This is a genomic window from Vibrio splendidus (genome assembly GCF_001557875.1).
GTDB classification, from domain to species: Bacteria; Pseudomonadota; Gammaproteobacteria; order Enterobacterales; family Vibrionaceae; genus Vibrio; species Vibrio splendidus_F.
Genome location: NZ_LNRF01000008.1, coordinates 75,003 through 87,707, shown reverse-complemented (window position 1 = coordinate 87,707; position 12,705 = coordinate 75,003). Strand labels below are relative to the sequence as shown.

Sequence of the window (12,705 nt, the reverse complement as noted above, 5' to 3'; positions counted from 1 at the left end):
TGATTGTGTTGTCTCTGCTGTCTTTTTTACAATAGACAGCGGACGGGCGATTACTTTTTGCTGTTTAGAATCTGTTGAATTCGCGGATTAAGTGCTTTGCCATGTTGGCTTTCGTACTCTTCGCGTTTCAAGTCGTTCAGGTTCTTGACTGAGTTAGCAGCAAGCAGGAATTGCGGCAATTCCGTTTCTAGCATGCCTTTCTCATCTAAACGCTTCGCTTCCAAGTAGTACTTCTTAAACAGAGCATCAAGCTTGTTTTCAGCCGTACGCTTCAAGTCGTACAGTTTGTTTTGGATTAACCACTTCTCAATCTTGTTGACGGCAGTGCGCGACAACACACGAATACGGCTATCCAACAGCTCTTCTTCAGTCAAAGAATCTTTCAGAATCCAAAGCTCACCCATTTGCGGTGGCCAACTGTTGCCTAGTTGAATACGCTCATGACAGTGCATTAGCACACGGTTTAGGCCGTCTGAATCAACAGAGTTGGCAAATTCGATGAACTTACCACTTGGCTCACTACCGTACTGATATTCCCACTGTGTTTCGTATACGCTCAAAAAAGAACCGAACACATGGATACACCAATCTGTTAGCTCTAATTCTGCGGCATCTTGATCAACAACAGGCACTTGTTGAGACGCACCAGAACCTGCAGCTTGTGCCGTCGCTACTTTCACATCGGTACTTTGCGCTTCAATAACTTCAGGTACTACTGGATCTTTAGGCAGAACTGTAGCGTCAGGTACAACAGGTTGAGCTGGCTCAGAAGGTTGGCTTTTTGCCTTTTTGAATGAGCTGCTGCCTGAAGCGTTCAGATGGGCTAAGCTTTTGTCGATACCCATTTCCTTGAGCTTGTCCTGCATTTCCTGAATATTGAGAGGTCTTCTGCTGTTGTTGTCTTTCATTTTGCTTCTCGTTAACTAGCCAGTACTGTAGCTTGGATTCAATCCGAGATATTGGCATTAGTTCATTGGCTTTGGCTTTATACCAGAGGACAAATTTCTTCCATACTAAACTATGGTCACCGGCAAGGCCGGAGAATTTAAACGCACGTTCCGCCCATGTTGGAATGATCTCTTCATCCAAATCATGCGTTGAAACGGTGTTGCTGTTCATTGAGCCTCGGCCTTGTGGGCGAGGGGCATGCTGCATGTGTTGCATTGGCGCCGGAGCAGGCTGAAACTTAGGTGCAGGTGCAGGTGCAGGTGCAGGTGCAGGTGCAGGTGCAGGTGCAGGTGCAGGTGCAGGTGCAGGTGCAGGTGCAGTAGAGTAGACCGGAATACTATTGGTCGGTTGAACCTCAACGTGAGCTGCAGCTTGCTCTTGCTCAATGAGCATTTTGAAAACGTGAATCTCTTTTTGATCTCGATAATCTACTTTTACCTTATCGAGAAAACCTTGGTCGACTAAACACTTAAGACAGTCGGCTAAACCAAACGTAGAGAGAGCACAAAGTTGACCTGCTGTTTGTAGGCATACATTGGTGTAGCCGAATTCGTCAGCACCATCTGCAAGCATCAATAAAACAAGCTTTTCTGCTGGGCTAGAAGTATTCACTTGCCAAGCTAAATAAGAATATTTGGCGCTCAATATCGTGTTCTCAAAAAAGGTAAGTCGTTGTCACTATTGTAAGTCACCCCTTACCGAATTTATAGCAACTTAACAGAAAACGGCATTAGTAAGCCAAATATTGACCATAAGGAGACGTCTGCCCTAAAAAGTAAGCCTACAGTCATTCATTCTTGTGGTTGACGCTAGGAATAATTGGGCATGAATGCGCATAGCAGCTTAAAGTGACGACATTCTTTGTTCGGTTAAAAATGACCAATTCACTTTCGCATTCTGTAGGTCAAAATACGGGTCTTCTCTTAAGGTCGACTATTGATGATTGTCTTATCGACTCCCTATCCACCCATCTATATATTCATTAACTGTATTTAATTTATAAAACACCTTGATATGATCAATATTTGCGCTATTATGACGATAGGTCAGAAATGACGAAGCGTCACAAAATGGTTAACTACATGAATTTACTATTCGTGTTAATATATTGGATAGGAGTGTTTTAAATACTGGCGAAGCTTAGATGATAGCTAAGCTAAAATACGGACTGAGAAATTATGTTTGGCTTTGGTTGTAAAGGCGATAAACAAGGTATCTTTGGTTGCAAAGGCGTGTTGTCTAAAAAGCAACAGTCTATCGCAGACCGAGAAGTAGAATTGATGTTGTTAGCAAAAGATCTGGTTCGAGAACAAGGGTTCGGAAACCTCACGATGGATAAGCTAACGGCAGCGAGTTCTTATTCAAAAGGTACAATATACAATCACTTTTGCAGCAAAGAAGACGTAGTTTTAGCCTTGTGTATTCACTCTTTAAAGGCCGAAGCATTAATGTTTGCTCGTTCTGGAGAGTTTGAAGGCAACACACGTGAAAAGGTCGTTGCATTACACGTTGCTTACCGAATCTATGTTCGCATGGAGCCGGTACTATCAACCTGTGCGATCATGGCAAAAAGCCCGTGGGTACTAGAGAAAGCGTCTAGTGCACGCGTAGCAGAGATGAACGAACTGGAAGAATTGGTGATTGAACAAGCCGATTTAATGGTTAACCAAGCAGTCGATGCTGGTGACCTAAAGTTCCCTTCTGGTATGGGTTCAGACGCCATCGTGTTTGCAAACTGGTCAATCGCATTTGGTTCAAATGCCTTGTCACAGAATGCTTCAAACAGTCATTGTATTAAGCGGTTACAAGACCCGTATTCAGTATTATACAACGCGAACATGCTACTAGACGGCCTCAACTGGCAGCCTCTTTCTACTGATTGGGACTACCGCAAAACTTGGCGTCGTGTAGAACAAGAACTGTTCAGCGAAGAGATTGCCTACTTAGAATCTGTAGGTCGATAGCTTCCATTAAACCCACTCATGTGGGTTTATTAATAACCATTAGTGACGATTCGTCATAAACTTAAGTTTAGCCTAGTGTGGTTTTGGTTTTCTTGAGTGTATGACTAAGCATTGTGTCTTTTGTCAGCTTCGGCTGGCTTTTTAAGACACAACTATGACGAATCGTCACAAATGGAGACTGTGATGGAACATGACAGCCAGAAGCCAGCTTTCGATCACCCAAATCGAGATAACCGTAACGTCGATAGCGCAAACGGGGATCTAAATAACAGTTGGCACTCAATACCGACCAAGCGTTCGTTTATCGTTCTGCTGGTGGTTTTTTCAATCATCATTCTCTCTGCATTAGGGGCAAAGAACCTCTACTTTAGAGGGGACTACAATATCTTCTTCGAAGGCACCAACAAACAGTTGATGGCGTTCGATGAAATCCAAACGACCTTTGCAAAAACCGACAACCTTGCGATTGTTGTCGCCCCTGAAGATGGCAATGTCTTCACCCCAGAAACTCTCACCTTAATTCAAAACCTCACGGTCGATGCGTGGCAGATCCCGTACTCAAGCCGTGTCGATTCCCTTGCCAATTATCAGCATACCGAAGCCATTGAAGATGACCTCTTAGTGGAAGACCTGCTGTATGAAGAATACGAGCACACGCCCGAGCGAATCGCCAAAGTCAAACAGATCGCCCTAAACGAACCACTGCTTAAGAATGCCTTGGTGTCAGCCTCTGGCGACGTGACCATTGTGAACGTCACCGTGCAATTGCCAGAAGTGGATAAAACCGCGGAAGTGCAAGAGGTGATTACGGCCATCAACGCCATGATTGGCAAGTACCAAGCTCAGTACCCGAATGTCGAATTCCATAAAGCGGGCATCATAGCCATGAACAACGCATTTATGACCTCGGCTCAAGAAGACAGCTCAACGTTGGTGCCATTAATGCTGCTAGTAGTGTTGGTGTTCCTGACCTTCATGCTGCGCTCCTTCTTTAGCGTGCTTGCGACCTTAGTTGTGATCATCTCTTCAATTGTCGCGACCATGGGCTTGTCTGGCTGGGCAGGGATGTTCCTCAGCACAGCAACCGTAAATGTTCCTACCTTGGTTTTAACTTTGGCGGTGGCCGATTGTGTTCACGTGATTGTGACCATGAGACAAGCGATGCAACGCGGGATGGAGAAAGCACAAGCCATTCAATACAGCATCAAGCTCAATGCGATGCCGATTCTAATCACCTCAGTGACCACTGCGATCGGCTTCTTGATGATGAACATGTCGGACTCTCCAGTGCTGCGTGATTTCGGTAACTTGTCGGCACTAGGCGTACTTATCGCATGTTTCCTATCTGTAACTATGTTGCCTGTATTGTTAAAACTGCTGCCAGTTAAACGTCTATCTGCCAATCCTAAGGCGGCAGACAAAGTCACCTTTATGGATAAGCTCGGTGATTTTGTCGTTGCTAACCGCAAAGCACTGCTGCCTGTTTCAACTCTTGTGATTGTCGGAGCTGCTGCGTTAATTCCACTCAACAAAGTGAACGATGAGTCGGTGAAGTATTTCGATACCTCAAGTGAATTCAGACAAGCGGCCGACTTCATGGAAGAGACCGTAAGCGGCATGACGACTCTCAGTATCGCGGTGAAAACCAACGAGTCTCAAGCGATTGCTGATCCTGTGTTCTTACAAGCGATTGGTGACTTTACTGAGTGGCTACGCGTCCAACCTGAAACCGACCATGTCGCAACACTTTCTGATGTTTACATGCGCTTGAACAAGAACATGCATGGCGACGATGAAAGCTACTACAAACTACCGCTTAACCGTGAACTTGCAGCGCAATATCTGCTGCTTTACGAGATGTCTTTGCCGTATGGTTTGGACTTGAACAACCAGATCAACGTCGATAAGTCCTCGATCAAAATGGTGCTGACCGTCGACAACCTTGGCAGCGTTGAGCTAGTGGAACTCGAAGAGCGCATTTACTCATGGTTTGCCGCTAATGCGCCGCAATATGAAGTGGTCGCGTCGAGCCCATCACTGATGTTTGCTCACATTGGCGAAACCAACATGGCGAGCATGCTATCAACTCTGCCTATCACCTTAGTGCTTATCTCTGGCTTGATGATCTTTGCATTGCGCTCGGTTCGCTTAGGCATGATTAGCCTAGTACCAAATATTGCCCCGGCGATTATTGGCTTTGGTTTATGGGCGCTCATCTCCGGTGAAATCAACCTCGGTTTGTCTGTCGTGGTCACGCTCACGTTGGGTATCGTGGTTGATGATGCGGTGCACTTCTTGAGTAAATACCAGCGCGCCAGAATGGAAGAAAAATCAGCAGAAGAAGCGGTTCGATACGCTTTTCACACCGTCGGACGCGCATTGTGGATCACCACGGTCGTGCTTGTTGCGGGCTTCTCGGTGCTGGCGATGTCGAGCTTCAGACTTAACTCCGACATGGGCTTGCTCAGCGCGATTGTGATTTTCATTGCGCTGGTGGTCGACTTCATCTTGCTACCGAGCTTGCTGATGATCTTCGACAAGCAGACGCACTACTCAGATAAACCTCAGCACGAATCGCAACCGTCTAAAACAGAGCCATCTAAATCAGCGCAAGCTAACCCAGCTGGCGAACTGACTACATCGACCAAATAAGGAATCGTCAGCCCGCTACGGTGGGCTGACTCAAGGAGATATTTATGAAAAGCGTTAAACAAACTCTCGTTACTACATTATTCACGCTGAGCTCATTCGCTGCTTTCCCAGCATTAGCAGACCCAGCGAAAGGCCTAGAAATAGCCGAGCAACGCAAAGCCGTCGATATGGGGTGGGGTGATTCTGTCGCAACCATGGAAATGCTACTTCGCAATAAACAGGGCGAAAGCAGCACGCGCTTGATGCGATTGAAATCATTAGAAGTCGATGACGATGGCGACAAAGGCTTAACCATTTTTGATGAGCCACGTGACGTAAAAGGCACGGCTTTCTTAAACCATTCACACATCTCTAAATCGGATGACCAATGGCTGTATTTACCTGCTCTGAAACGTGTCAAACGCATCTCTTCACGTAACAAATCAGGCCCGTTTATGGGCAGTGAATTTGCTTATGAAGATTTAAGCTCGTTTGAACTAGAAAAGTACACCTTCAACTACATTGAAGACGCGAACCTGGAAGGCGTCGATACCTTTGTCTTGGAGCAAGTACCGACCGATAAAAACTCTGGCTACACCATGCAGAAAGTATGGCTAGACCAACAATATTACCGCCCCGTTCAAGTGGAGTTTTACGACCGTAAAGGCGCATTACTGAAAACCCTCTCGTTCCAAGACTACAAACAATACCTAAACCAATACTGGCGCGCGCACACAATGTCGATGCAAAACCATCAAACAGGCAAAAGCACCGTTTTAACCACGACAGATTTAGCGTTCCAAACCGGTCTTAAGGACAAAGATTTCCAGAAAAACACACTGAAACGTGCAAAGTAAGGCAAGAATATGAAAAGGATTGTGTTAACAGGAACGCAGTTATCTTTAACCTTGGCAGCGACAGTTGGGCTTATGCAGGTGTCGTTGCCATGTGTGGCGGCAGGCTTTAGCTCTGAGTTCGTAGAACAAGTCACCCCAGAACTCGCAGGGCAGGTTAACCTTGAACACAGGCAGTTCTTTAGCGACGGCTTACAAGGACAAGATAAAGGGCAAAGCTCACTGGTATTGCAGCCAGAGTTTTATTGGGAACAACAAGAGGGCAACGGCAGCTTTACCTTCACGCCGTTTTATCGGTTAGACAGTGAAGACGATGAGCGAACTCATGGCGACGTTCGAGAAGCTCTGTACCTCACGTATTGGGATGATTACGAACTGCGAGCTGGTGTCGGCAAGGTGTTTTGGGGCGTGACCGAATCGGCGCACTTGGTGGATGTGGTAAACCAAACCGATGCCATTGAATCGGTCGATGGTGAATCGAAACTGGGTCAGCCAATGGTGCACTTCACCTCGATAAAAGACTGGGGAACCATAGACGCCATGCTACTGCCGTATTTTCGTGAGCGTACCTTCGCTGGGGAAGACGGCAGATTAAGGCCAACAGTGCCAGTATCCGATGATGCACTTTACGAATCTTCGAGAGAAGAAAAGCACGTCGATGTGGCATTGCGTTATAGCCAAATGTACGGTGATTGGGATGTCGGCTTAAGTTACTTAGGCGGCACAAACCGCGACCCTTATTACCGTGTGCAAGGCAACCAACTCAAGCCATACTACGCGCAAATGCAGCACTTCGGACTGGATGTGCAGGGCATTATCGGTGACTGGTTATGGAAGCTGGAAAGCATTTATCGCGATAGTTACGACAACCACACAGGCGTCGCAACAGGCTTTGAATACACTTGGGTTGGAGCGCTTGAATCGTACTGGGACATCGGCTTCATTGCGGAATACTTGTATGACAGCCGAGGCAACAACGCCCAAACCATCGGCCAAAACGATGTGTTTCTTGGTGCACGTTTCGCCTTGAATGATGAAGACGGCACCGAAGTACTTACAGGCATCACTCAAGACTTAGATAACAGCGATGTCTACAGCGCGAAGCTAGAAGCATCAAGCCGCATCAACAACAATCTCAAGTGGCGATTAAACGCTTGGTTGTTTGAGAACGAAACCCCAGAAGACTTATTGTTCTTCGCTCGTAAGGATGATTTTGTTGAGGTAGCGTTGGAATATTATTTCTAGTGTTAGTTTGGTGGGGCGTTCTTGTTAAAGGGAACGTCTCAGATTTAAGACGCGCTATATTTATAATGTTCAACGTCATCTTTTTATAAAATAGAGCAAATAATCGAATAGTCCCACAGGTAAGATGGTTATATTTTTTGAGTATCTATAACCTCCGAATATGCATGTGAATTGTGCTGGTGGTATCGGCCCTAAGGGATCTATGAGTTTATTTAATTGGGATCAAAACTTTGAAACAGGCATTGGTGTTGTCGATGAACAACATCAATACCTTGTTGGTTTTATCAACCACTACGGAAATCTTTTGTCAGAGAATACAATCTCTATAGACGACATTAACATCGCTTTACTTGATCTCACACGCTATGCCGAATTTCACTTTAAAGAAGAAGAATCTTTGATGAGAGATTGCGGTGTGTATGAGTTACACATAGAAGAACACATCAAAGTGCATCGTGTATTTATGCAAGATATCTACAGTATGCAAGCGTTCATCTTGGAAGAAGATCAGGTGTCAGCACGGCAGTTATTGGACTTCCTCATCCATTGGCTTGCTTACCACATCCTCGGCATCGACCAAAACATGGCGCGACAAATGACCGCCATAGAAGAGGGCGCAACACCTCTACAAGCCTTTGAAGCTGAAGAAAAACAACAAGACTCTGCGACTGTCCCGCTGTTGGCTGCGCTTAACGGCCTGTTTGAACAAGTCTCTGAACGAAACAAGCAGTTGTTACGCTTCAATCAGTTACTCGAAGACAAAGTCGAGGAACGGACGGCAGAATTGAAACGAGCGAGTAAGAAGCTTGAAGAACTGTCGTTAACAGACTCACTCACTCATTTGCCTAACCGCCGCAGTGCCTTTAAACAGTTAGCGCTACATTGGCAAGACTCCAAAGAACTGGGTATGCCTTTAGTGTGCATTATGATTGATGCCGACAACTTCAAGCGCATTAATGACACCAGTGGTCATGATGCAGGTGACTTGGTTCTACAAACCCTCTCGCGTGAACTGAAAAATACGTTCCGTAATGATGATATTGTTTGCCGGTTAGGTGGCGATGAGTTCTTGGTTATTTGCCCTAACACCGACCTCAAAGGTGGCATGCACATCGCGGAAACGGCTCGCCAGAAAGTGTCTGAATTAGAGGTTGAAACCAGCCATCAAGTTTGGATTGGCAGTATTAGTGTCGGTGTGGCTGAAATAACCCAAGAATTCGGCTCAATGAACGAGTTAATTAAAGCCGCCGATGAGTCCGTCTATTTAGCGAAAAACGCAGGTAAAAACAGCGTTTGTTCGATTCAGATTTAAAACTGGTTTATTTGAAGTTCAGATCTAAGTTCGCTTTAGTTTTAGATCTCGGTTCACTTGAGATTTAGAACTCAGCTCTCTGCAAATCTAGAGCCCCGCTCACTTCCAAACAAAGGAGTGGCACTCGTATTTGTGCCACTTCCTCTTACTCCTCATTAATATCCTGTTAAATTTGCCGTGTTTTTAGTCAATAACTTGCTCTTTTAACGATTCAATTTGGCATTGGTTGCGTGTTTGATTACTATGTGTAGCTATCTAAAAAAACTAATCATCCGATACGGACACTACCAACTGGTAGATGAGGAAATGATGCAACATCTAGAAGAGATCATTGCTAATGCAACGACTGCTATTGATACAGCAGATTCGTTAGTCGCACTTGATGAAGTGCGAGTTCAGTATTTAGGTAAGAAGGGTGAACTAACTCTTCAACTACAAAGCCTAGGTAAACTTCCACCTGAAGAGCGTCGCACTGCTGGTCAAGAGATCAACAAAGCGAAAGGTGCTGTTCAACAAGCGATCGCAGCTCGCAAAGACGCACTACAACGTGCAGAGCTTGAAGCGAAACTAGCTGAAGAAACTATCGATGTGAGCCTACCAGGTCGTCGCATTGAGAACGGTGGTCTTCACCCAGTTACTCGCACAGTTGAGCGTATCGAACAGTTCTTTGGTGAGCTTGGTTTTAACACTGAGTCTGGCCCTGAGATCGAAGATGCATTCCACAACTTTGATGCACTAAACATCGCAGACGATCACCCAGCTCGTACTGATCACGATACTTTCTTCTTCAACCCTGATCTAATGCTACGTACGCACACTTCTGGTGTTCAAATCCGTACGATGGAAAACGGCAAACCGCCATTCCGCTTCATTGCTCCGGGTCGTGTTTACCGTAACGACTACGATCAAACTCACACGCCAATGTTCCACCAAGTGGAAGGTATGTTAGTTGATGAGAACGTAAACTTCGCACAACTTAAAGGCATTCTTAACGATTTCCTTTGTAACTTCTTTGAAGAAGAAGTTGAAGTGCGTTTCCGTCCTTCATTCTTCCCGTTCACAGAGCCTTCAGCTGAAGTTGACGTGAAACGTAAAGATGGCAAATGGCTAGAAGTTCTAGGCTGTGGCATGGTTCACCCTAACGTACTTCGCTCTGTTGGCATCGACCCTGAGAAATACTCTGGTTTTGCATTCGGTATGGGTGTAGAGCGTCTAACGATGCTTCGTTACGGCGTAAATGACCTTCGTGCGTTCTTCGAGAACGACCTTCGTTTCCTTAAACAATTCAAGTAATCCGGGGCAGTCAAAACTATGAAATTCAGTGAATCTTGGCTACGCGAGTGGGTTAAACCTGCAATTAACAGCGAAGAGCTAGCTCACCAAATCACTATGGCTGGTTTGGAAGTTGACGATGTAGAACCTGTTGCTGGTGAATTCACCGGCGTTAAAGTAGGTAAAGTGGTTGAGTGCGGTCAGCACCCAGACGCAGACAAACTACAAGTTACAAAAATTGATATCGGTGAAGAAGAACTTTTAGACATCGTTTGTGGTGCATCTAACTGTCGTCTTGGCCTAACTGTAGCAGTAGCAACAGTTGGCGCAGTACTTCCTGGTGACTTCAAAATCAAGAAAGCAAAACTACGTGGCGTTCCATCGCACGGCATGCTTTGTTCTTTCTCTGAGCTAGGTATCGACGTAGAGTCAGACGGCATCCTTGAGCTGCCTGAAGGCACAACGCTAGGTATGGACGTACGTGAGCTTCTTGAGCTTAACGACGTAACTATCGACGTAGACCTAACAGCAAACCGCGCAGACTGCTTCAGCATCCGTGGCCTTGCTCGTGAAGTTGGCGTACTAAACCGCGCAGACGTTACAGAGCCAACAGTTGAAGCTGTTGCAACAAGCATTGAAGACACAGTATCTGTTGAAATCAAAGCAACTGATGCTTGTCCACGTTACCTTGGCCGTGTGGTTAAGAACGTAAACGTGAAAGCGGAATCTCCAATCTGGATGCAAGAAAAACTGCGCCGTTGTGGTATCCGTTCAATCGACCCAGTTGTAGACATCACAAACTACGTGATGCTAGAGCAAGGCCAACCAATGCACGCATTTGATCTAGCTAAGATCGAAGGCGGTATCGTGGTTCGTCTAGCAGAGCAGGGCGAAAAGCTAACACTTCTAGATGGCAACGAAGCTGAACTAAACAGCAACACACTTGTTATCGCTGACCACAACAAAGCACTAGCAATCGCTGGTATCTTTGGCGGTCAAGATTCAGGTGTGACTACTGAAACAACTGACGTTCTTCTTGAAGCAGCATTCTTCGCACCGGATCACATCCGTGGTCGCGCACGTGCTTACGGCCTTCACACTGATTCTTCTCTACGTTTCGAACGTGGTGTTGATTCAACACTTCAAGCAGCAGCAATGGAGCGTGCAACACAGCTTCTAGTTGAAATCTGTGGTGGTGAAGTTGCGCCAGTAAACGGCAGCGAATCTGAAGCTGATCTTCCTAAAGCAAACGTAGTTGCTCTACGTCGCGCTAAGCTAGACAGCCTACTAGGTCACGAGATCCCATCTACAGACGTAGTGGAAATTCTTACTCGCCTAGGTTGTGAAGTAGAGACTACAGACGCTGGTTGGACGGCAACGTCTCCATCTTGGCGTTTTGATATCGCAATCGAGCAAGACCTAATTGAAGAAGTAGGTCGTATCTACGGTTACGATAACATTCCAAACCAAGCGCCTAAAGCGGCACTTAAAATGAATGACCACAAAGAAGCTGACCAACCGCTTAAGCGCGTTCGTGACCTTCTTGTAGACCGTGGCTACCACGAAGCAATCACATACAGCTTCGTGGAACCAGAACAGCAAAAACTTGTTGTACCTGGTGTTGAGCCGCTAATCCTGCCATTCCCAATCTCTGCGGACATGTCAGCAATGCGTCTTGGCCTAATCCAAGGTCTACTAAACACAGTTGTTCACAACCAGAAGCGTCAACAGTCTCGCGTTCGTCTATTCGAATCAGGCCTACGTTTCATCCCTGAAGCAACTGCTGAAAACGGCATGCGCCAAGAAATGATGCTTGCGGGCGTTATCTCTGGTACTCGTGGCGAAGAGCACTGGGACATTGCAACTAACACTGTAGATTTCTTCGATCTTAAAGGTGACCTAGAAGCCGTTCTTGAGCTTTCAGCAAACGAAATCGCATACAGCTTCAAAGCAGCGAAGCACCCAGCACTTCACCCAGGTCAAACTGCGGCTATCGTAGTAGACGGCAAAGAAGTGGGTATCATTGGTACTGTTCACCCAGAACTAGAGCGTAAGTTTGGTCTAAACGGCCGTACTATCGTATTCGAAATCGAATGGGCAGCTATCAACACTCGCGTGCTTCCAGAAGCAGTAGCCGTATCTAAGTTCCCTGCAAACCGTCGTGATATCGCAGTAGTTGTTGACGAAGCAGTTGCTTCTGGCGACATCGTTGAAGCGTGTATCGCAGCGGGTGGCGAATTCCTAACAGGCGCTAAACTGTTCGACGTATACGTTGGTCAAGGCGTTGAAGAAGGTAAGAAGAGCCTAGCAATCGCACTTAGCCTACAGTCTGTAGAGCGCACACTTGAAGATGCAGACATCGCTGGTTCAGTAGATGCTATCGTAGCTTCAATCTCAGAGAAATTCGGCGCAGCACTTCGCGACTAATCTCTTCTGATAGATAGAAAACCAAAGGCCTCGCATTGCGAGGCCTTTTTTG

The 12,705-nt window shown here is 46.1% G+C and carries 9 protein-coding genes; 7 read left to right on the top strand and 2 right to left on the bottom strand.

From position 1 onward, the window contains the following. Positions 1 to 50: 50 nt before the first annotated feature. Both ATB74_RS17425 and ATB74_RS17420 read right to left on the bottom strand, forming a co-directional pair. On the bottom strand, positions 51 to 845 hold the full coding sequence (locus tag ATB74_RS17425) for a hypothetical protein (protein ID WP_061019270.1): 795 nt from the start codon (positions 843 to 845) through the stop codon (positions 51 to 53). After that, a complete protein-coding gene (locus ATB74_RS17420) occupies positions 766 to 1,593 on the bottom strand; it encodes a hypothetical protein (RefSeq protein ID WP_061019269.1) in 828 nt (275 codons plus the stop codon). Before ATB74_RS17420 ends, ATB74_RS17425 begins: the two co-directional genes overlap by 80 nt. Before the next feature lie 533 nt (positions 1,594 to 2,126). Here ATB74_RS17420 and ATB74_RS17415 point away from each other — a divergent pair. The 7 genes from ATB74_RS17415 to pheT all read left to right on the top strand — a co-directional run bounded on the left by ATB74_RS17415 (position 2,127) and on the right by pheT (position 12,653). Further along, entirely contained in the window at positions 2,127 to 2,912 is a 786-nt protein-coding gene (locus ATB74_RS17415; RefSeq protein WP_048611674.1) for a TetR/AcrR family transcriptional regulator, read from the top strand. A gap of 120 nt (positions 2,913 to 3,032) precedes the next feature. After that, a complete protein-coding gene (locus ATB74_RS17410; RefSeq protein WP_061019268.1) occupies positions 3,033 to 5,564 on the top strand; it encodes an efflux RND transporter permease subunit in 2,532 nt (843 codons plus the stop codon). 44 nt (positions 5,565 to 5,608) lie between these two features. Then, a complete protein-coding gene (locus ATB74_RS17405) occupies positions 5,609 to 6,400 on the top strand; it encodes an outer membrane lipoprotein-sorting protein (protein ID WP_061019267.1) in 792 nt (263 codons plus the stop codon). A gap of 9 nt (positions 6,401 to 6,409) precedes the next feature. Beyond that, the gene (locus tag ATB74_RS17400) at positions 6,410 to 7,642 is read left to right on the top strand and encodes a hypothetical protein (protein ID WP_017096761.1); all 1,233 of its coding nucleotides are present in this window, start codon (positions 6,410 to 6,412) and stop codon (positions 7,640 to 7,642) included. A 160-nt stretch (positions 7,643 to 7,802) separates the two neighbouring features. Next, on the top strand, positions 7,803 to 8,954 hold the full coding sequence (locus ATB74_RS17395) for a GGDEF domain-containing protein (RefSeq protein ID WP_432215317.1): 1,152 nt from the start codon (positions 7,803 to 7,805) through the stop codon (positions 8,952 to 8,954). 309 nt (positions 8,955 to 9,263) lie between these two features. After that, a complete protein-coding gene (pheS, locus tag ATB74_RS17390; protein WP_004741591.1) occupies positions 9,264 to 10,247 on the top strand; it encodes a phenylalanine--tRNA ligase subunit alpha in 984 nt (327 codons plus the stop codon). Between the two features lie 18 nt (positions 10,248 to 10,265). Continuing rightward, a complete protein-coding gene (gene pheT, locus ATB74_RS17385; RefSeq protein WP_061019266.1) occupies positions 10,266 to 12,653 on the top strand; it encodes a phenylalanine--tRNA ligase subunit beta in 2,388 nt (795 codons plus the stop codon). The last annotated feature ends 52 nt before the right edge of the window (positions 12,654 to 12,705 follow it).